Here is an 18,768-nt window from a genome sequence, read left to right on the forward strand (position 1 = left end):
TTCAGAATGTAGATCACTTGCGTCATGGCCTTGCGTCCCCCCGCGACGAAGTTCTACGACGTGTTGGAACAGCGAGACAAGCAAGCGGAGCGGTTAACGCCATGGACCTCACCGTCAATGGGGAAGCAAAACGGGTCGATGCAGGCCTGAATATTGCCGGACTGCTGGGCGAGCTGGGCCTGGATGGCCGCAAGGTCGCCGTCGAGCGCAATCTCGAAATCGTACCCAAATCGGCCTATGCCGAGACCCAATTGCAAAGCGGCGACCGCATCGAGATCGTCGCCTTCGTCGGAGGTGGATAAATGGATGACGCCATGACCCTGGATCGCGCGCTGGAAGACGAATCGCTCGTCGTTGCAGGCCGCACCTTCAATTCCCGCCTCATCATCGGCACCGGCAAGTATGAAACCTATGCCCAGAATGCCGAGGCGCTCAAAGCCTCCGGTGCGGACATGATCACTGTGGCGGTGCGCCGGGTGAACCTGTCCAATCCCGACGAGCCGCGCTTGGTCGATTTCATCCCGCCGGAGGATTACACCTTCCTGCCCAATACGGCGGGCTGTTTCACCGGTGAGGACGCCGTGCGCACGCTGCGTCTGGCGCGCGAGGCGGGCGGCTGGAACCTGGTCAAGCTGGAGGTCCTGTCCGACCCGAAACATCTTTACCCGGACATGGCGGAAACCCTGCGGGCGGCGGAAATGCTGATCCAGGACGGGTTCGAGGTCATGGTCTATTGCTCCGACGATCCGGTCTACGCCAAGAAGCTGGAAGAGATCGGCTGCTGCGCCATCATGCCCCTGGGCGCACCGATCGGATCGGGCCTGGGCATCCAGAACCCGGTCAATATCCGTCTCATCATCGAACAGACCCGGGTGCCCGTCATCGTCGATGCCGGCGTCGGCACGGCGTCCGATGCCGCTGTGGCGATGGAGCTGGGTTGTGATGGCGTGTTGATGAATACCGCCATTGCCGAAGCGAAAGACCCGATCCGCATGGCCAAGGCGATGAAACACGCTGTCATCGCCGGTCGTGAGGCCTATCTCGCCGGCCGCATGCCGAAAAAGAAATACGCCGACCCGTCCAGCCCGCTCAGCGGTTTGATCTAGGACAAGGCGGCCGGGATGGAACAACGGCTCTCCCTGATCACTCTCGGCGTCGCCGAGCTGGACCGCGCAACCGCCTTCTACAAGGCGCTGGGCTGGCAGGCCGGGTTCGAGAATGGCGGTATTGTCTGTTTCCAGCTCAATGGCTTCATCTTCTCGCTCTATCCCAAGACCGAGCTCGACAAGGACATGACCCGGAGCAATACCGGCACGGGCTGTTTCTCACTCGCCTATAATGTCCGCGAGAAGGCCGAGGTCGACCGCGTGCTTGAGGAGGCTTTGGCGGCCGGAGGCACGCTGTTAAAGCCCGCCGAAGAGGTCTTCTGGGGCGGCTATTCGGGATATTTCACCGATCCGGACGGGTACGCCTGGGAAGTGGCCTGGAACGAGGCCTGGCCGATCGATCAGGCCGGACACATCGCGCTGGGCTGACTATTCGGCCAGGGCTTCCTGCAGGGCGTTTTCCAGGCCCATCGTGTTGGCGCCCGGGATCACCGCGCCATTGACGATGAAAAAGGGCGTACCGGTCACGCCCATGACCTGACCGAGGCGGCGCACATCGCCGATATGGCTCATGATCGCCGGGTCAGCCATGTCTTCGCGCATTTGCTCAACATCGATACCGGACAATTCAGCGAGCTGGTCGATACGGGAGCCCGGCAGCGGGCCGGAGGCGCTGACCAGCGCCATGTGGAAGCGCTCGTACAGCTCAACGCCCTGATTGTGCGCTGCCAGCGCTGCGCGGGAGGCCTCGATCGATTCGGGACCAAGGATCGGGTATTCCTTGAAGATGAACTGGACGCGGTCGCCATAGCGTTCGCGCACATCCTCGACCCATTCGCCGGCGACACGGCAATAGCCGCATTTGTAGTCCATGAATTCGACGATGGTGACATCAGCATTGTCCGGGCCAAGCCGCGGGTCGCGCTCGTCATCGTAGATCGCGTCATGATTGTCTTCGATCGCGACGTAGAAGGCTTCGAACTCGCGCTGCCGGGCCCGTTGTTGCAGCTCGATCAGGGCTTCTTCGATAATCTCCGGGTTCTCCAGGATGTATTCGCGAACGATCTCGCGAATCTCTTCGCGATCAGATTCATCGAGCTGGGCATTGGCCGACGGCTGCTGACAGCTGATCAGGGCGATGGACGCGGCGATGAGCGCGAAGAAACGGAACATGGACAAGACCCTCCGGGGAAATCTGCCCCTCTATCTAGACGAGCAAGCGGCTGCTTTCGAGGTCTGCTCTACATAAGCGCAGTAAAATACCCGTGTTGTGGTCTTCAGGGCTGGCCGTTTGCCGCGGTCGCTCTAAGCTCCGGTGCTAAGCCAAACAATAAGCGGGAGGACGCAATATGGCAGGTCGATTGGACGGTAAGGTCGCACTGGTTACGGGCGGCGGACGCGGTATAGGCGCCGCGATCGCAAAACAATTCGGTGCTGAGGGCGCGACGGTCATCTTGAGCTATGGCGGGTCCAAGAATGCCGCCGAAGCCGTGGCAGAAGACATCCGCGGCATGGGACAGTCGGCCGAGGCGGTGCATTGCGATGCCGCGACAGCCGGCGCGACGGACAAGCTGGTGCGTGACACCGCGGAGCGCCATGGCCAGCTCGATATCCTGGTCAATAATGCCGGCGTCTATCCGATGACGACGATCGCCAAATGTTCCGACGATGAGTGGGAACGCACCATGGCGATCAATTTGCGCGCGCCCTTCGAAGGGTTCCGGGCCGGCTATAATGTCATGGCCCCGGGCGGCTCGATCATCACCATCGGTTCCATTGCGGCCGAGGGCGTTTTGGCGCCGGGTATTGCCGTCTATTCAGCATCGAAGTCGGGCGTACAGCTTCTGTCGCGCGGCGCGGCGCGTGAGCTTGGCCGCAAGCAGATCCGTTCCAATGTCATCCAGCCCGGCCCGATTGATACGGACATGAACCCGGCTGATGGTGACAAGGCAGATTTCCAGAAAATGATGGTGCCGCTCGGCCGCTACGGAAAGGTTGAGGAGATCGCCGAGCTTGCGACCTTCCTGGCCTCCGACGACAGCTCCTACATCAATGGTGCCGTGATCAATGCGGACGGCGGCATGACGTCCTAGGACGGATGGTACAAGGGGCGAGCCAGGCGGTTCGCCCCTTGCCTTCAGCTTAATCAGGCAATCTCGAACACGCCGTCCACTTCAACGGCAGCGCCGAGCGGCAGGGCCGGGCAGGACACCGCGGAGCGTGCGTGACGGCCCTTATCGCCAAACACCTCGACCATCAGGTCGGAACAGCCGTTGATCACTTTCGGAATGTCGAAAAAGCCCGGGGCAGCGGCGACGAAGCCGCCCAGCTTGACCACTCGTTGCAGGCGCTCCAGATCACCGTCGCAAGCGGCCTTGAGCTGGGAAACCAGGTTGATGGCGCACAGGCGTGCGGCGGCCTGGCCGGCCTCGACATCCATGTCCTGTCCCAGCGTGCCGGTGACCAGTCCATCGCCACCCAGCGAGATCTGACCCGAGATGTAAACCTGGTTTCCGGACTTCACGAAGGGGACGTAATTGGCGACGGGGGCGACCGGCTCGGGCAAGGTAATGCCAAGTTCGGCAAGGCGGGCTTCGATAGACATGCTGTTCTCCCAGAGATTTGCCCCGCTCTTAAGCGGGGAATGCGCGCTATGCAATTGCGTCGCTTGACCTGACGTCGACGTCAATGGGCAAGCTGGCGATATGACCGACATCACCACGCGCCATTTCAAACTCCCCGCCCGCGATGGTTTTGCGCTGGCTGCGCAGTCGATTGCGCCGGAGACGCCGAAGGCTGCCGTTTTGATCTCGTCGGGCACAGGGTTCCCCAAGGAGCTGTATGCCCGTCTCGCTGCCTATGGCGCCGAGCGGGGTTATGCCTGTCTGCTCTATGATTATCGCGGGATCGCCGGGTCGGCTCCTGAAACGATGCGGGGGTTTAAGGCCGACCTCATGGACTGGGCCCGGCAGGACTTCCCCGCCGCGCTTGATGCCGCTGCCGCATTGGCTCCCGGCAAGCCCGTGTTGACCTTGGGTCACTCGGTAGGCGGCCATCTTTTGGGCTTTGCCGACAATGCTCTGCAGGCCGATGCCCACGCCTTTATCACCGTCGGCACAGGCTATCATGGCGCTCATGAACCGGCCTGGCGGCCCAAGGCGCGGATGTTCTGGTGGTTCTACGGGCCGCTCATGCTGGCCTTGCACAACCACATTCCGGCCGGGGGGCTGTGGAGCGGGACCGCGTTGCCACGCGATGTGTTTCTGCAATGGCGCCAATGGTCCCAGCGACCGGGCTATTTCAGCGAATTCTTCGACCAGCTGGGTGCGCATCACTTTGATCAGATCAAGGCGCCGATTCGCAGTTGGAGCTTCACGGACGACCAGCTCTGCTCGCAGCGGTCTGCGGATGATCTCCTGCACATCTACAGTGCGGCGGAGACCGAGCATTTTCGGCTCGCCCCATCTGATGTCGGTGCGAAGACGGTCGATCACCATGGCGCGTTCAGCCGCCAGGCTTCGGGCTTTTGGCCTTTGCCGTTCGACTGGTTCGACGAGGTCCTGCCGGCCTCACGAGAATCGATCCGGACAGATTATTCGATCACCGGCTAGCGCTTGGAGGGTTTGAGCGCGCGTCCCTTGATCACCGCATCCGTACCGAATTTGGCCCGCGCTTGATCCATGGCGCGTTCTGCCGTGGCCCGGCGGATGGCCTGCGGGTCGAGGAGGTCGCCGGTATCCCCCATGGCCTGTGTGAGCTCGGAAAATCCGATGCCGATAAGGCGGAATTGGGTGCCATCAAGCTCTGCGGCGAGCAATTCCCGCCCGACCCGGAACAGAGTGTCAGCCAATTGGCTCGGCTCGCTCAGCGTACGACGCCGGGTGCGGGTCTTGAAGGCCGAGGTTTTAAGCTTCAGCGTGACAACGGAGCCGGAGATATCCTTGGTCTTCATGATGTCGGCGACCTTGACGCAGAGCCGCCAGAGCACCCCCTCCAACGTCTCCTTGTCGCCGTGGTCGGTATTGAAGGTGGTCTCGCTCGAGACGCTTTTGCGTTCACCCACCGGGTCGACCTTGCGGTGATCCTCGCCACGCGACAGCCGCGCCAGCCTGTAGCCCATATCGCCATAGCGCTGTGCCATGGCCTTGGCGCCGCGCCTGCGGATGTCGGCGAGTGTATGCAGCCCGTCGCGTTCCAGTTTGCGGGCAAAGGCCGGGCCGACGCCGTAAATCGCCCGGACCGGTCTTGGGGCGAGAAAGTCGAGTACTTCAGCCCGGCCGATGACGGCAAACCCGTCCGGCTTTTCCAGATCAGAAGCGGTTTTGGCGAGGAATTTGTTGAAGCTCAGCCCCACCGAAACCGTAATGCCCACCTGATCGAGGATTTCACGTTGCAAGCGCAAAAGCGTCTGGGCCGGCGGTGCCCCATGCAGGCGCTGGGTTCCGGACAGGTCCAAAAAGGCTTCATCGATAGACAAGGGTTCGACCAGGGGCGTGACCTCGCGCATCAATTCGCGAATGCGATGGCCTTCGCGCGAGTATTTCGTGTGATCGGGCCGGACCACGACCGCATCCGGACAGGCCTTAAGGGCTTTGAACATTGGCATGGCGGAATGCACGCCATAGATCCGGGCAATATAGCAGGCCGTCGAAACCACCCCGCGGCGCCCGCCGCCAATGATGACCGGCTTGTCTTCCAATTCCGGATTGTCGCGTTTTTCTATGGCCGCGAAAAAAGCATCACAATCGATGTGCGCGATCGCGAGGCTATTGAGTTCAGCGTGGCGGAGAATGCGGCGTCCCTTGCAGGACGGGCAGGCGGGCACGTCCGGCGCTACTGCGTTCAGGCAGGTTCGGCAATAAGCGCCAGGTTGCGCCTCAACCGTGCCGGTTTCGCGCAGACCAGTCATGCCTTGGCCGGCCACAGCCAGGCCGCTCCACGCACACCTGAGCTGGCGCCGTGGTGGTGGATGACGATGCGGGTTTTGACCACATCGGAGAACAGGAATTCGCCCAGCCGTGCCTGGGTGCGCTGGATCAGGCCCGGCGTGTCCGATACACCTCCACCGAGAACAATGATATCGGCATCGATAATATTGATGACACTGGCCAGTGCACGCGCGAGCTGGTGCGCATAGGCGTCACGGCTGGCCTCGGCTTCGGGTGATTGCGACAGGGCGATCTGCTGGGCGCTGAGGCGCTTGCCGTATTGCTTGTTGAAACGGGCCGACCAGCCGGGACCGGACAAAAAGGTCTCGATACATCCTGACTTGCCGCACCAGCAGGGCGGGCTGTCTGCTTCAGCGGCATTCATCCAGGGCAGGGGGTTATGCCCCCATTCTCCCGCGATCCGCTGGGCGCCGTCGAGGAGTCGGCCATTGATCACAATCCCGCCGCCAACTCCGGTGCCGAGAATCACACCCAGAACGATCAGGCCCTTACGCCCCGCGCCGTCGGTGGCTTCCGAGAGAGCAAAGCAATCGGCATCATTGGCAAAGCGTGTCGGGCGATCGAGCGTGCGGCTCACATCTTCTGCGAAGGACCGGCCATTGAGCCAGGTCGAATTGGCATTGCGTAACCGGCCGGTAGCCGGGCTGAGCGACCCGGGATGGCCGATGCCGACATGCGCTCGCTGGCCTGCTTCGCGTTCTGCATCGCGGACCAGCTCGCGAATCGCGGCCAATGAGCCCTCATAGTCGCGCGGAGTTGCGATCCGGGCGCGATGCATGACTTCGCCCGCGGTATCAAGCCCAAGCGCTTCAATCTTGGTGCCGCCGAGATCAATACCGATGCGAAACATTATTTTGCCGTATCTGGATGGAATGCCTTGGGAACCCTATCTTGTTCCCATCTTGTTCCGAAAGTCGAGGAAATCCGCGCCTGACTCATGGTTGGTTAAGGAAGATAGGGTTTAGTGCAGGCGGGGTTTATCAAGCACCTAAAGGTGCGTCATCAACGGGAAGCGCGTCGCCGACATGCTGCAGGTCATGCCGAAAAAGGTCCTGATCGTCGAGGATAACGAGCTCAACATGAAGCTGTTCAACGACCTGTTGGAGGCTCATGGCTACGAGACCTTGCAGACCAAGGATGGTTTCAAGGCGCTCGAGATGGCGCGCGAACATACCCCCGATCTGATTCTTATGGATATCCAGCTGCCAGAGGTCTCCGGGCTGGAAGTCACCAAATGGCTCAAGGATGACGAAAGCCTGCAGACGATCCCGGTCGTCGCGGTTACCGCCTTTGCCATGAAGGGTGATGAGGAGCGCATCCGGGAGGGCGGATGCGAAGCCTATCTGTCCAAGCCGATCACCGTATCCACCTTTATCGAGACGGTTCGTCAATTCCTGGACTAGGGGGCAGGGATCGATGAGTGCGCGTATCCTTGTTGTTGACGACCAGCCCGCCAATGTCCGGATGCTCGAGGCCAAGCTACAGGCCGAGTATTTTGACGTGTGCACGGCCTTTGATGGCCCCTCGGCGCTGACTGTCGCGACCACCGAACAACCCGACCTGATTCTGCTCGACGTGATGATGCCGGGCATGGACGGCTATGAAACCTGCCGCCGGTTGAAAGCGGAGAGCCGCACCCGCCACATCCCGGTGGTCATGGTTACGGCCCTCGATCAGCGTGAGGATCGTATCAGCGGCCTGGAAGCCGGTGCCGATGATTTCCTGACCAAGCCGGTCGATGATGTCACCCTGTTTGCCCGGGTTCGCAGCCTGCTGCGGCTCAAGGCGGTGCTCGACGAGCTGCGCTATCGCGATCAGGGCGGGGCCCTGGCGGGTATTGTCAGCGACCCGGCTGAACTCGACAGCGGAAAGGCCGAGGCGGTTATCATCACGCCGGATCCGAAAGCCGGTAAACGCTATGCCGCCGCGATGCCTGAAGGTGTCGGTGGCCGTGTCGTCAGTGATCCGGTTGCCGCCATCGATGCAGTAGGTGAGCGCTGCGACATTGCCCTGATCGATCTCAGTCATGCCAATTTCGACGGGCTTCGGGTGTGTGCCCGGATCCGCTCCATGCCGAAAACGCGGCAATTGCCGCTCATTGCCATTATCAATTCCGACGATGTTGCCAGCGCTGTCCGCGCGCTCGACCTTGGTGTGAATGATGTCCTGCATCGTCCGGTCGACGTCCAGGAGCTGGCGGCGCGTCTGCGGACCCAGCTGCGCCGTGCCCGCTATGCCGACAAGCTCCGCAACCGGCTGGATGAGAGCCTGGAAATGGCGGTAACGGACCCGCTCACCGGTCTGCACAATCGACGCTTCCTGTCAGCCCGCCTCAATCATGCGGTTGAAAGTGCCAATGCCGGCGGTGCTCCTGTTTCGGTGATGATCGCCGATATCGATCATTTCAAGCGCGTCAACGACACGCTGGGCCATGAGGCCGGCGATACCGTGCTCAAAGTCTTTGCTGAACGTCTCGGGAGCGATCTGCGCGCTCTGGACCAGGCGGCCCGTTATGGTGGCGAGGAATTCGTCGTGATGATGCCTGGCGCGGGCCTGGCGGAAGCCCAGATCGCCGCAGAGCGTCTGCGCCGGGTGATCGGTGAAACGCCGTTCCAGGTCGAGGGTATTGGCGAGGTGCCGGTCACGGTCAGTGTCGGCCTGGCACAGCTGCATGCGGGCGAGAGCGTGGAATCGCTTCTGCGGCGGGCCGATGCAGCGCTGTACGAGGCGAAAACCGAGGGCCGGAATCGCGTTCAGGCCGCGGCGAGTGCCGCGGCCTGATCACGCATCAAACAAGCAGATAAGTCTGCTTACTTGATTTTGCCTTCTTTGAATTCAACGTGCTTGCGGGCAACCGGGTCGTACTTCTTCAGTACGAGCTTCTCGGTCATGGTGCGCGCATTTTTCTTGGTCACGTAGAAATAACCCGTACCAGCCGTGGAGTTCAGGCGGATTTTAATCGTTGTCGGCTTCGCCATGGCTCAAAAGTCCTGGTGTTACGCGCGCGACCGGCCCCATGCCGTCGCGAGAGCGCGCGAACATACTTATCGGGGCCGCCGTGTCAACTCTTCGACCTGCGAAGAAGGCTGCGGGAGATGACGATCAGGGTGTAGAGGGCGGCAATCGCCGACAGGGTCCACAACAGCCCCTGGGGTCCAGCACTATCCATGGCCTGTCCGGCTAGCGGCGGGGCAAATAGTGAACCGAAGCCGTAAGCGAAGATAAAGGCGGCATTGGCCGCGGCGATGGCGCCGCCGGAGAAGCGCTCGCCGAGCAATGACAGGCCGACGGTGTAAAGCCCGCTGGCGACGCCGGCTTGCAGGAAAAGCAGGGGCAGAAGCAGGCCGAGATTCTGCCCGGCAAAGCCGATAAGAATCGGAGTGACAGCGGCACAGGCAGCGATCCAGACCAGGGTGGCGCGGCGATTGGTCTTGTCCGCTATCCATCCGACCGGGATCTGGAAGGCCAAAGCACCCATGGCGACCGCGACCACCATATAGCCGATCATCTGCCGGTCGAAACCGATGCGATCGGCATAGACGGGCATCATGGAGAAGATCAGCGTCTCCAGGGCCCCAAAGGCTAGCGCTGCGAGAATCGCCGCTGGTGCGATCCACAACGCGTTCAGCGTCGCCTTGAAGGTCGAGGTCTCACTGTCCGGTGCCGTCGCCTGGGGGCCATTGAGGAAAATAACCGGCAGGACACCGAGCAGGAAAATGGCTGCCCCCAGATAGAAGGCCATGTCCCCGGCGGCATGCAGCGCCGAGAAGGCCACGCCGCCGAGCCCGAACCCGCCAGACAATGCGGTGCCATAAACGCCGAGCATCATGGCCCGGCGTTCCGGCGAGACGATCTGGTTGATCCAGGTTTCAGACAGAACGAAGACGACGGTCACAAAACAGCCGATCAGAAACCGCAAAACGAACCAGACGGCGACGTCCGGGAAGACCGGCAGCAGGACAAACAGTCCGGCGGCACCGGAAAAACTGGCCAGCATGATGGCCCGCGGCGGCAACCAGGTCATCAGTCGCGGTACGATAGGCGCCATGACAAGGGTCGAAAGCGCGGCCACCGCACCGTTCAGCCCGACGATCAGGCCGGAGCCTGTCATTTCTTCCAGACGCAGGGAAATCAACGGCATGGAGAGGCCGAAGACGATCCCGCAGATCATGGCGCAGGAAATGGCAACAATGAGCGAGCGCGTCGGAGCGAAGCGCGCATCGATGAACAGGGAAACCATGGTGGATGGCTCTAAAGCGAGCCGCAGGAGTTACTTAGTGCTGAAAAATAACTAGTGCCGATATTAGCACTGGCTAGAGCTGGTCCACGGCCATACCGCCGCGGACCTCGCGGATCCAGCGTGGCGGTTCAGGTGCCGGCGGCTGAACGCGCTTGAGTTCGTCCAGAACGAAATGGGTGATGATCGGCAGGTCCAGCGAACGGGACTTGTCCCAAGGGACCCATTGCACGTCCTCAAGTTCATCGCTGGGCTGTGGTGCGCGATCATCGGCCAGGGCCGAGGCATCGGCGGTGAAGAACCAGGTATCAAACCGGCGCGTGCGGCCAGGCGGCGTGATGGCGCGGGTGATCAGGCGCAGCCCGCCCAGATCGGGCAGGACACCATCGCGCAGGAAAGGTCGCCAGTGCGGGTGTCGAGAGTGATGCTGGCCGGGGCGGGCAATCAGAAGGCCGGTTTCTTCGGCCGTTTCGCGCACTGCTGCTACGGCAGCGGCGCGGGCGCGTCGTTCCGGGATCTTGCGACACATCATGTCGAGCGCTGTGGTGTCCAGATCGCGGGCGATGGGCGCAGTGGCGTCAGCCCGGTCTACCCGGCCACCTGGGAAGACGTATTTATTGGGCATGAAGACATGCTTGGACGAGCGGCGCCCCATCAGCACTTCCAACCGGTCACCTTTGCCGCGGGTGAGGATCAATGAAGCGGCCAGGCGCGGCCGGATCGGTTTGAGTTTTTCATTGCGGGTCTCGTCGCTCATCGCCGGCGTCCTCGCTTTGGTCCGCCTCGGCGCGGGGCATGGCCCGGACGGCGCATGCCGGCGCGACGTGTAGGGCGCGGGCCTTTTTCTGGACGGGTGAGAATATCGAGCAATAGCCCGCCGGTTACCGGGGTGGCTTCTTCGATACGGACGGTGACATTCATGCCCAGTCGATAGCGATTGCCGCTCTCTTCGCCCACCAGGGCATGGGCGCGCTCATCATGATGCCAGCGTTCGGCTCCAAGCTGGCTGATCGGTACGAGACCATCAGCACCGGTTTCCAGCAGCCGGACAAAGGCTCCGAACCGGGTCACGCCGGTAATACGGCCCTCGAACTCACCGCCAATACGTTCAGCCAGGTAAAGTGCGATAAAGCGATCGACGGCATCGCGTTCGGCCGCCATAGCCCGGCGTTCCGAATGCGTGATCTCTTCAGCAATGGTGTCGAGCCGGCTGCGTTCCTCGTCGGTCTGGCCGTCAGGGCCAAGGTCCAGGGCGCGGATCAGGGCGCGGTGAACGGTCAGGTCGGCATAGCGGCGGATCGGTGAGGTGAAATGCGCATAACGGTCCAGATTGAGCCCGAAATGGCCGAGATTCTCGGTGTCATAAATGGCCTGTGACTGGCTGCGCAGGACGACCTCGTTGACGGTCTCGTAGTGCTCGGTGCCCTTGGCTTGGGCCAGCAATTTATTGAAGCGTTTCGGCGTCGCTTTTTCGCCCTTGCTCCACTTCATCGACACAGTCTGAAGGAAATCGGACAGGCCTTCGATCTTTTCGCGCGAGGGCTGTTCATGCACCCGGTAGATCAGCGGTGTGCGCTTCATTTCCAGGCTTTCTGCGGCGCAGACATTGGCCTGGATCATGAATTCTTCGATCAGCTTGTGGGCATCGAAGCGCTCGCGCACCTCCACGCCAATTACCTGACCATCCTCGGCCACCCGGACGCGGCGTTCAGGCGCATCAATCTCGAGCGGTTCGCGATCCGCGCGCGCCTTGGAGAGTGCCTCATAGGCGCCCCAGAGCGGCCGCAGGACGCTGTCGAGCAATTGCACGGCCTTGTCCGGCCCGCCGCCCTCAATCGCATTCTGGGCGTCTGTATAGGAGAGTTTGGCTGCCGACTTCATCCAGCCACGAATGAAGCGGTGAGAGCGTTTCTGGCCGTATTGGTCGAACACCATGCGCACGGCCATGCACGGGCGTTCTTCGAGCTCGCGCAGAGAGCACAGATCATTGGACAGCCGTTCCGGCAACATGGGGACGACGCGGTCGGGCAGATAGATGGAGTTGCCGCGTTTGAAGGCGCCACGATCGAGCTGGCCGCCGGGCTCGATATAGGCGGCGACATCAGCGATAGCGACGATCACGACCCAGCCGCCCTTATTGCTGTCGTCCTCATCCGGTGCCGCATAGACCGCATCATCATGGTCCTTGGCATCGTCCGGGTCGATGGTGATCAGGGGCAGGGCGCGCAGATCCTCGCGCTGGCCCATCTTGGCCGGCTTGATCTTGCGTGTCTCGGTCAGCTCGGCCTCGGAGAAACCTTGCGGCACACCATGGGCGTGCAGGGCGATAACGCTGCCGGCGCCGGGGCTGTCGACATCGCCGAGTACCTCGACGATCTCGGCCGTCTTGAGCCCGTAGCGGCGTTCCTTGGCAATGCGCACAAGCACGAGGTCCCCGTCTTGCGCCTTGTCATTCTCGCCCTTGGCCGGAACCAGTTCATGCCGGGTGCGTCGATCGACCGGCATCAGGCGGGCATATCCCTTTTCCGGCTTGCGCATGACGCAGAGTACACGATGCGCGCTCTGGCCGAGCTTCTTCAACAATCGCGCTTCGTAGGAGCCGTCATCCTGTTCAGCGAGGCGCACGAGCGCCTTGTCACCGATGCCGAGCGCGGTCTGGCCCGGGCCTCCCGCGCCTTCACCGGGGGCGAGGCGAATGATTGGCGCGGCGCGGTCTGCACGGACCGGTTCGGCCAGCAGCTCGCCATCGCTGTCGCGGTCGGTGATCATCACCACGGTGACCGCGGGCAGGGCGCCGGCGAGGACGTAGTTACGCTTGGAGTCCTTGGCGATGACGCCTTCTTCTTCAAGGAGCGCCAATTGCTCCTTGAGATGACGCTTATGGTCTGAGCCCTTAAGACCCAGGGCCCGCGCAAGTTCGCGCTTGCCGAACTGGCCTTCGCCCTGTTTGACGGCCTCTAAAAGGCCTTCGCGGGTGAAGCTGGCCAGTTTCGGATCCGGTTTGTTCACGCCTTAATCCGCTGCTTTCTTCGCCGCCGGTTTTTTCGCCGTGGTCTTCTTCTTCGCGGGCGCCTTTTTCTTGGCCGGGGCCTTCTTTTTGCCGCCCTTGGCCGCCTTGGCGTTGACCAGTTCCATGGCCTGTTCCAGCGTCACGGTTTCCGGCTCGGTGCCCTTGGGCAGGGTGGCGTTGATCTTCTCATATTTTACGTAAGGCCCGTAGCGGCCGCTCATGATGCGGACCGGCTTGCCTTCATGCTCGCCGAGCTCTTTCAGCGCTGTCGCGGCCTGACCGCGGCGGCCCGGATTGGCAATCTTGTCGGCGATAGCAGAGACCGCACGATTGAGACCGATCTCGAACACATCCTCGACCGACTGCAGGTTCGCATAGGTCTTACCGTGGTGGACATAAGGGCCGTAGCGGCCAATTGCTGCCGTGATCGGTTCGCCATCATCGGGGTGATTGCCGACCAGACGCGGCAGGCTCATCAGCGCGATCGCCTTGTCCTCGGTGAGGGCGTGCGGGTCCCAGCCTTTCGGGATGGAGGCGCGCTTGGGTTTGTCCTCGCCTTCGACTTCCATCTCAAGGTAAATGCCGAAGCGGCCATCCTTCATGATGATCGGCTTGCCCGTATCGGGATCGATCGCGACCTGGCCATCACCCTCGATAACACTCTGCGCCTCGGTCGGGCTCATCTGGCGGGTGAATTTGCAATCCGGGTGATTGGAACAGCCCAGGAAGGCACCGAACTTGCCGAGCCTCAGGCTCAGCGTGCCTTCCTTGCACGACGGGCACAGGCGCGGATCGGAGCCGTCTTCGGTCGCCGGGAAGATGTGCGGCGCAAGCGCTTCGTTGAGCGCGTCGAGCACATTGGTGATGCGCAGCTCGCCGATCTCGTCCACGGCGGAACGGAATTCCGTCCAGAAATCGCGCAGCAATTGTTTCCAGTCGAGATCGCCGGCCGAGACCTTGTCGAGCTGGGTTTCGAGGCCGGCGGTGAAATCGTATTCGACATAGCGGGCGAAGAAATTCTCGAGGAAGGCGGTAACGACGCGGCCCTTGTCTTCCGGGTGGAAACGGTTCTTGTCCATGCGGACATATTCCCGGTCGCGCAGAACCTGCAGCGTCGAGGCATAGGTCGAGGGGCGGCCAATGCCGAGCTCTTCCATGCGCTTGACCAGCGAGGCTTCGGTGAAGCGCGGCGGCGGCTGGGTGAAATGCTGGTCGGCATAGGTCTTTTCAGCCGAAGCAGCCGCACCTTGCTCGACCTTGGGCAGGCGGGCTTCGCCTTCATCCTCTTCGTCGTCACGGCCTTCCTGGTACAGCGTCAGGAAGCCGTCAAACTGGAGCACGGAACCCGTGGCGCGCAGGGCCGTCTGCTGATCTGAGCTGGTGATATCGATCGTGGTGCGCTCGAAGCGGGCGCTTTCCATCTGGCTGGCTACCGCGCGGCGCCAGATCAGCTGGTAGAGGCGCGCCATATCACCGTCGAGATTGAGGCTCTTGGGCAGGCGCGAGAAACTGGTCGGACGGATCGCCTCGTGCGCTTCCTGGGCATTCTTGGCCTTGGAGGAATAAAAGCGCGGCTTGGGCGGAACGTAGAGAGCGCCATGTTCGTCGGAGATCACGTCGCGAAACTGGTTGATGGCCTCGCTCACCATGGAGACACCATCGGTACGCATATAGGTGATGAGACCCACCGTCTCGCCGCCGATATTCACGCCCTCATAAAGTTTTTGCGCCGTCTGCATGGTGCGGGTGGCGGAAAAGCCGAGCTTGCGAGCGGCTTCCTGCTGCAGCGTCGAGGTCGTGAAGGGCGGCGGCGGATTACGCTTGGTCGGCTTGGCTTCGACCGAGGTGACTGACAGATCGGCGGCATTGATGGCGTCAACGGCGGCATTGGCCGAGGCGCGGTCCTTGATCGAGAGCTTTTGCAGCTTCTTGCCGTTGAGGCTGACCAGCTTGGCGCGGAACGGGTCACCGCCGGCGCGAATATCGGCATCGACGGTCCAATACTCTTCCGCCGTGAACTTCTCGATTTCCAGTTCCCGGTCGCAGATCAGGCGCAGGGCGACGGACTGGACCCGGCCGGCCGAGCGTGAACCCGGGAGTTTGCGCCAGAGCACCGGCGACAGGGTGAAACCGACGAGATAATCCAGTGCGCGGCGGGCCAGATACGCATTGACCAATTCCATGTCGACGGCGCGCGGATGGCGCATGGCTTCCTGGATGGCTGGCTTGGTGATGGCGTTAAAGGCGACGCGCTGGACATCGACATTCTTGAGAACGCGGCGCTTGGTCAGCGCTTCCAGCAGGTGCCAGGAAATGGCTTCACCTTCGCGATCCGGGTCAGTTGCCAGGATCAGGCGGTCGCTTTCCTTGACCGCGTCGGCAATGGCTTTCACGCGCTTGGCCGATTGGCTGTCGACCTCCCAGTCCATCGCAAAATCTTCGTCCGGCTTGACCGAACCATCCTTGGGCGGCAAGTCGCGGACATGCCCGAAACTGGCCAGCACGGTGTAGTCGGAACCCAAGTATTTATTGATAGTTTTTGCTTTGGCAGGCGATTCGACGACGACGACATTCATCGGGGCATTATCCAGTCCGGAACGGGAGAATCGCCAAGCGGCACGCTAAGCGATCGGGGCGCGCGAAGGTGTGCGACCGATCTGGCGCTGTCAACTCAGCTATGCGGGGACAGTTTGCCGCGAGGCCTGTCTTAGCGGCCTGGAGCGACGGTAAAGCAGGGCTCGCCCTGGGCGGTGAAGTCGGCGCAGGCGGCATCGGCCTGGGACGCGCTCAAGGCCTCGAAACGGGCCCGCCAGAGCACGCCATTATCCGTCTCGACCCGGCGTGCGGCATGCTGGGCACCATTCAGGGCGGTCGAGACATGGGCGATGCGAGACAAGCGGTCGCGGGCCTGGTCGGCGGTATGATAGGCGCCGACCTGTACGGACCAGATGGTGAAGGCCGGCGGCAGGCCGGTGTCGTCCTCAGTTTGTTCCGGCTGACCCGGTTCGCGAACCTCGTCGGTCAGTTCAATGCGCAGTGGCTGGCTGGTTTCCGCCGACCCCATTTCCGTCGGGGCGGCAACACCCAGCGCGGCAAAATCGCTCGCGATCAGGCGTTGTTCGCGCACCGGGTTCATGCGCGGCGAGGACAGTTCCGCAAACAGCTGGGTTTCCTGGCGCCGGGCGAGGGAACCAAAAGCGGCCTCGAGCAGCTCTTCAGCATGAGCGTCGCGGGCCTGGGCGGTCGGGCCACCCATGACAACCGCGATCAAGCGGTGGCCGTGGCGTTCGGCAGAGACGACGATATTAAAGCCGGATGCGCGGATATATCCCGTTTTCAGCCCATCGACGCCCTCGACGCGTCCGACCAGGGAATTGTGATTGCGATAGGTGCGGCCGCCATAGCGAAAGCTCTCGGCATTGAAATAGTCGAAATATTGCGGATAGTCGCGATGCAGGGCGATCGCCAGACGGGCCATGTCCCGGGCGCTGGTGACCTGGCGGCTATCGGGCAGGCCGGAGGCATTTCTAAACAGCGTGCTCTCCAGTCCGAGCGTCGCTGCGCGTTCGGTCATGTCCTCGGCGAAGCGGGTCTCACCGCCAGCGAGCCGTTCACCGACTGCGAGGGCGACATCATTGGCGCTTTTTACGATCAGCGCGAGGATGGCTTCCTCGACGGTGATCGTGTCACCGGCGCTGAGGCCCAGGCGTGAGGGCGGGGCCGAGGCGGCGCGCTGACTTACCCGAATTTGATCGCGAAGACCAATCTCGCCCAGTTCGATGGCCTCAAAGATCATGTAAAGCGTCATCATCTTGGTCAGCGAAGCGGGGTGGCGTTGCGCGTCGGAGCGGCGCGAATGCATGACCACCCCGGTGTCCTGATCGACCACGAAAGCGGCATAGCGATCATTCGCTGCGGCGCCGGAAGTCAGCAGGACCGGCATCAGAACCGCCATGGCGAGGGCGAGAATCAGGGGGCGCTGAGTCAACATGGGCATGTTTGTAGGCTGCGCCCCGTTTCCAGCCGGTTAAGCTTAATCCGCGTATTGAATCCTGTTATTGTGCACTGCACAAAATTCGCTTGACGGGCGTGCTGCGTTTGCATATAAATGCTGCGACTGCGAAGGGGTGGTCGAGCATCAGCACAGTGTGAGCCATGACCGACGCACCGAAGACTGAAACCAAAACTGCCAAGCCAGCCGCGCCGTCCAAGCCGCGGGAAATTGCCAAGCCGGTTGCTGAGGCGAAAGCGCCGAATGCCGCTCCGGTCGCCAAGGCAGACGCTAAAAAGGCACCGGCGAAAGCCGCCGCCAAGCCCGCTTCGACGAAAAAGCCGGCCGCCAAGCCGGCACCGAAGAAATCCGCAGCCAAGAAGACGGTTGCCAAAAAAGCGGCACCGAAGCCCGCCGCTGCCAAGACGACAAAACCCGCGGCCGCCGCCCCGGTCGCTCAAGCCAAAGTTGGAATTGATATGAACCAGACCCTGGAAACCATGACCACCGCCTCCAACGAAGCCGTCAAAGAAGGCTTCGAGAAGACCCTGTCCGCCGTCAATGATGCGTCCAAATTCCACAAGGAAACCGTCGACGCGATCATCGAGTCCGCTACCGTCACCGGTAAGGGCATTGAGACGGTCAACTCCAATGCGGTGGCTTATGCCAAGTCCGCCATGGAAGAGAGCGTTGCGGTGACCAAGGCCGTTGCCTCCGCGAAGTCGGTCCAGGAAATCTTCGAAATCCAGTCGGACTACGCCAAGTCGGCCATGGACACCTACCTGTCCGAGCTGAACAAGACGTCCGAGCTCTTCTCCGACCTGATGAAGAACTCCGTCAAGCCGATCAATGACCGCGTCTCTGCGGCGATCGATCTGGCTCAGTCCCAGCGTTAAGCGAGCGACGCTGTCGCGTCATCCCAATCTCGTGAGTGAAAATGGGTCCGGCGTCCGCGCCGGGCCCATTTTGTTTGGGGTTCAGCTGCGCCGGAATTCAGGCGGCCGGGGAAAAGCCGGGAAACCCGCTGAACTTCATGTTACTATATTTTGATGGATGGTTAGCAGGAGGCCTCTTTCCGGCCCGTCCGCCCCTTCCTATCTATCTGTGCGAAGTGCCTGAGTAATAATCGAGACCGATTAAAATATGACCGAGCGAAATCACGAAGATACGGGAATTAACGAAGAATCTGGCCTGGCGACCAAGGCGCGTCCGGCAACAAAGAAACCTTCGCTTTACCGTGTTTTGCTACTCAATGACGACTACACGCCCATGGAGTTTGTCGTTGAGATTCTCGTTCGAATCTTTCGGAAAACTCCCGAAGACGCAGCAACGATAATGCTCCACGTTCATCAGAACGGCGTCGGTATGTGCGGTGTGTACACGTACGAAGTTGCCGAGACCAAGGTAGCTCAGGTTATGGACGCTGCACGGCGCGGTCAGCACCCGCTCCAGTGCACGATGGAAAAGGAATAGAG

General features: G+C 61.6%; 19 protein-coding genes. 9 read left to right on the top strand and 10 right to left on the bottom strand.

Annotation, left to right across the window (positions count from 1 at the left end):
- The first annotated feature begins 101 nt into the window (after window positions 1–101).
- Genes thiS through Q1V57_RS05755 form a run of 3 tightly spaced genes read left to right on the top strand, consistent with a single transcriptional unit; the run spans window position 102 to window position 1,535 of the window.
- Window positions 102–302 carry a sulfur carrier protein ThiS gene (gene thiS / locus Q1V57_RS05745; protein ID WP_300528515.1) on the top strand — a complete coding sequence of 67 codons (201 nt, stop codon included), beginning with the start codon at window positions 102–104 and terminating at the stop codon, window positions 300–302.
- Complete coding sequence (locus Q1V57_RS05750; protein WP_300528517.1) at window positions 303–1,106, top strand: thiazole synthase; 804 nt, start codon at window positions 303–305, stop codon at window positions 1,104–1,106. It begins immediately after the preceding gene.
- Between the two features lie 15 nt (window positions 1,107–1,121).
- Window positions 1,122–1,535 carry a VOC family protein gene (locus Q1V57_RS05755; RefSeq protein ID WP_300528519.1) on the top strand — a complete coding sequence of 138 codons (414 nt, stop codon included), beginning with the start codon at window positions 1,122–1,124 and terminating at the stop codon, window positions 1,533–1,535.
- On the opposite strand, the gene Q1V57_RS05760 is transcribed toward Q1V57_RS05755, so the two are convergent.
- Window positions 1,536–2,279 carry a DsbA family protein gene (locus Q1V57_RS05760; RefSeq protein ID WP_300528521.1) on the bottom strand — a complete coding sequence of 248 codons (744 nt, stop codon included), beginning with the start codon at window positions 2,277–2,279 and terminating at the stop codon, window positions 1,536–1,538.
- Window positions 2,280–2,455: 176 nt separating this feature from the next.
- Here Q1V57_RS05760 and Q1V57_RS05765 point away from each other — a divergent pair, with 176 nt between their 5' ends.
- A complete protein-coding gene (locus Q1V57_RS05765; RefSeq protein ID WP_300528524.1) occupies window positions 2,456–3,199 on the top strand; it encodes an SDR family oxidoreductase in 744 nt (247 codons plus the stop codon).
- Between the two features lie 53 nt (window positions 3,200–3,252).
- Here Q1V57_RS05765 and Q1V57_RS05770 read toward each other — a convergent pair whose 3' ends face one another.
- On the bottom strand, window positions 3,253–3,711 hold the full coding sequence (locus Q1V57_RS05770; RefSeq protein ID WP_300528526.1) for a RidA family protein: 459 nt from the start codon (window positions 3,709–3,711) through the stop codon (window positions 3,253–3,255).
- A 100-nt stretch (window positions 3,712–3,811) separates the two neighbouring features.
- Here Q1V57_RS05770 and Q1V57_RS05775 point away from each other — a divergent pair, with 100 nt between their 5' ends.
- Window positions 3,812–4,717 carry an alpha/beta hydrolase gene (locus Q1V57_RS05775; protein ID WP_300528528.1) on the top strand — a complete coding sequence of 302 codons (906 nt, stop codon included), beginning with the start codon at window positions 3,812–3,814 and terminating at the stop codon, window positions 4,715–4,717.
- Here the strand turns inward: Q1V57_RS05775 and Q1V57_RS05780 are convergent.
- Both Q1V57_RS05780 and Q1V57_RS05785 read right to left on the bottom strand, forming a co-directional pair.
- Window positions 4,714–6,015: a DNA polymerase IV gene (locus tag Q1V57_RS05780; protein WP_300528531.1), complete on the bottom strand. Its 1,302-nt coding sequence runs from the start codon at window positions 6,013–6,015 to the stop codon at window positions 4,714–4,716. The genes Q1V57_RS05775 and Q1V57_RS05780 overlap by 4 nt on opposite strands.
- Window positions 6,012–6,905, bottom strand: a complete 894-nt coding sequence (locus Q1V57_RS05785) for an ROK family protein (protein WP_300528533.1) — start codon at window positions 6,903–6,905, stop codon at window positions 6,012–6,014. Before Q1V57_RS05785 ends, Q1V57_RS05780 begins: the two co-directional genes overlap by 4 nt.
- Before the next feature lie 175 nt (window positions 6,906–7,080).
- On the opposite strand from Q1V57_RS05785, the gene Q1V57_RS05790 reads away from it, so the two are divergent.
- Both Q1V57_RS05790 and Q1V57_RS05795 read left to right on the top strand, forming a co-directional pair.
- Entirely contained in the window at window positions 7,081–7,458 is a 378-nt protein-coding gene (locus Q1V57_RS05790; RefSeq protein ID WP_366145087.1) for a response regulator, read from the top strand.
- A gap of 13 nt (window positions 7,459–7,471) precedes the next feature.
- Window positions 7,472–8,836, top strand: a complete 1,365-nt coding sequence (locus tag Q1V57_RS05795) for a PleD family two-component system response regulator (protein WP_300528536.1) — start codon at window positions 7,472–7,474, stop codon at window positions 8,834–8,836.
- A gap of 29 nt (window positions 8,837–8,865) precedes the next feature.
- Here the strand turns inward: Q1V57_RS05795 and rpmG are convergent, their stop codons facing one another.
- From rpmG to Q1V57_RS05825, 6 genes are all read right to left on the bottom strand, one after another.
- On the bottom strand, window positions 8,866–9,033 hold the full coding sequence (gene rpmG, locus Q1V57_RS05800) for a 50S ribosomal protein L33 (protein WP_009800672.1): 168 nt from the start codon (window positions 9,031–9,033) through the stop codon (window positions 8,866–8,868).
- 83 nt (window positions 9,034–9,116) lie between these two features.
- A complete protein-coding gene (locus Q1V57_RS05805; RefSeq protein ID WP_300528546.1) occupies window positions 9,117–10,295 on the bottom strand; it encodes an MFS transporter in 1,179 nt (392 codons plus the stop codon).
- A gap of 73 nt (window positions 10,296–10,368) precedes the next feature.
- Complete coding sequence (locus Q1V57_RS05810; RefSeq protein WP_300528548.1) at window positions 10,369–11,049, bottom strand: NUDIX hydrolase; 681 nt, start codon at window positions 11,047–11,049, stop codon at window positions 10,369–10,371.
- A complete protein-coding gene (gene rnr / locus Q1V57_RS05815) occupies window positions 11,046–13,301 on the bottom strand; it encodes a ribonuclease R (RefSeq protein ID WP_300528550.1) in 2,256 nt (751 codons plus the stop codon). The genes Q1V57_RS05810 and rnr overlap by 4 nt, the downstream gene beginning before the upstream one ends.
- A gap of 3 nt (window positions 13,302–13,304) precedes the next feature.
- On the bottom strand, window positions 13,305–15,878 hold the full coding sequence (topA, locus tag Q1V57_RS05820) for a type I DNA topoisomerase (protein ID WP_300528553.1): 2,574 nt from the start codon (window positions 15,876–15,878) through the stop codon (window positions 13,305–13,307).
- A 131-nt stretch (window positions 15,879–16,009) separates the two neighbouring features.
- The gene (locus Q1V57_RS05825; RefSeq protein ID WP_300528555.1) at window positions 16,010–17,299 is read right to left on the bottom strand and encodes a D-alanyl-D-alanine carboxypeptidase family protein; all 1,290 of its coding nucleotides are present in this window, start codon (window positions 17,297–17,299) and stop codon (window positions 16,010–16,012) included.
- 158 nt (window positions 17,300–17,457) lie between these two features.
- On the opposite strand from Q1V57_RS05825, the gene Q1V57_RS05830 reads away from it, so the two are divergent.
- Both Q1V57_RS05830 and clpS read left to right on the top strand, forming a co-directional pair.
- Window positions 17,458–18,189: a phasin family protein gene (locus Q1V57_RS05830; protein ID WP_300528557.1), complete on the top strand. Its 732-nt coding sequence runs from the start codon at window positions 17,458–17,460 to the stop codon at window positions 18,187–18,189.
- Window positions 18,190–18,436: 247 nt separating this feature from the next.
- On the top strand, window positions 18,437–18,766 hold the full coding sequence (gene clpS, locus Q1V57_RS05835; protein WP_300528559.1) for an ATP-dependent Clp protease adapter ClpS: 330 nt from the start codon (window positions 18,437–18,439) through the stop codon (window positions 18,764–18,766).
- Window positions 18,767–18,768 lie beyond the last annotated feature (2 nt).

Source organism: Maricaulis sp. (assembly GCF_030149425.1).
Classification (GTDB): Bacteria; Pseudomonadota; Alphaproteobacteria; order Caulobacterales; family Maricaulaceae; genus Maricaulis.

Bases quoted from the DNA above. Each gene is read 5' to 3' on its own strand.
- Q1V57_RS05785 (WP_300528533.1), bottom strand. From the start codon at position 6,905: ATGTTTCGCATCGGTATTGATCTCGGCGGCACCAAGATTGAAGCGCTT.
- thiS (WP_300528515.1), top strand. From the start codon at position 102: ATGGACCTCACCGTCAATGGGGAAGCAAAACGGGTCGATGCAGGCCTG.
- Q1V57_RS05825 (WP_300528555.1), bottom strand. From the start codon at position 17,299: ATGCCCATGTTGACTCAGCGCCCCCTGATTCTCGCCCTCGCCATGGCG.
- Q1V57_RS05795 (WP_300528536.1), top strand. From the start codon at position 7,472: ATGAGTGCGCGTATCCTTGTTGTTGACGACCAGCCCGCCAATGTCCGG.
- Q1V57_RS05805 (WP_300528546.1), bottom strand. From the start codon at position 10,295: ATGGTTTCCCTGTTCATCGATGCGCGCTTCGCTCCGACGCGCTCGCTC.
- Q1V57_RS05750 (WP_300528517.1), top strand. From the start codon at position 303: ATGGATGACGCCATGACCCTGGATCGCGCGCTGGAAGACGAATCGCTC.
- Q1V57_RS05775 (WP_300528528.1), top strand. From the start codon at position 3,812: ATGACCGACATCACCACGCGCCATTTCAAACTCCCCGCCCGCGATGGT.
- Q1V57_RS05770 (WP_300528526.1), bottom strand. From the start codon at position 3,711: ATGTCTATCGAAGCCCGCCTTGCCGAACTTGGCATTACCTTGCCCGAG.
- rpmG (WP_009800672.1), bottom strand. From the start codon at position 9,033: ATGGCGAAGCCGACAACGATTAAAATCCGCCTGAACTCCACGGCTGGT.
- Q1V57_RS05760 (WP_300528521.1), bottom strand. From the start codon at position 2,279: ATGTTCCGTTTCTTCGCGCTCATCGCCGCGTCCATCGCCCTGATCAGC.
- clpS (WP_300528559.1), top strand. From the start codon at position 18,437: ATGACCGAGCGAAATCACGAAGATACGGGAATTAACGAAGAATCTGGC.
- Q1V57_RS05755 (WP_300528519.1), top strand. From the start codon at position 1,122: ATGGAACAACGGCTCTCCCTGATCACTCTCGGCGTCGCCGAGCTGGAC.
- topA (WP_300528553.1), bottom strand. From the start codon at position 15,878: ATGAATGTCGTCGTCGTCGAATCGCCTGCCAAAGCAAAAACTATCAAT.
- Q1V57_RS05765 (WP_300528524.1), top strand. From the start codon at position 2,456: ATGGCAGGTCGATTGGACGGTAAGGTCGCACTGGTTACGGGCGGCGGA.
- Q1V57_RS05830 (WP_300528557.1), top strand. From the start codon at position 17,458: ATGACCGACGCACCGAAGACTGAAACCAAAACTGCCAAGCCAGCCGCG.
- Q1V57_RS05780 (WP_300528531.1), bottom strand. From the start codon at position 6,015: ATGACTGGTCTGCGCGAAACCGGCACGGTTGAGGCGCAACCTGGCGCT.
- Q1V57_RS05810 (WP_300528548.1), bottom strand. From the start codon at position 11,049: ATGAGCGACGAGACCCGCAATGAAAAACTCAAACCGATCCGGCCGCGC.
- Q1V57_RS05790 (WP_366145087.1), top strand. From the start codon at position 7,081: ATGCTGCAGGTCATGCCGAAAAAGGTCCTGATCGTCGAGGATAACGAG.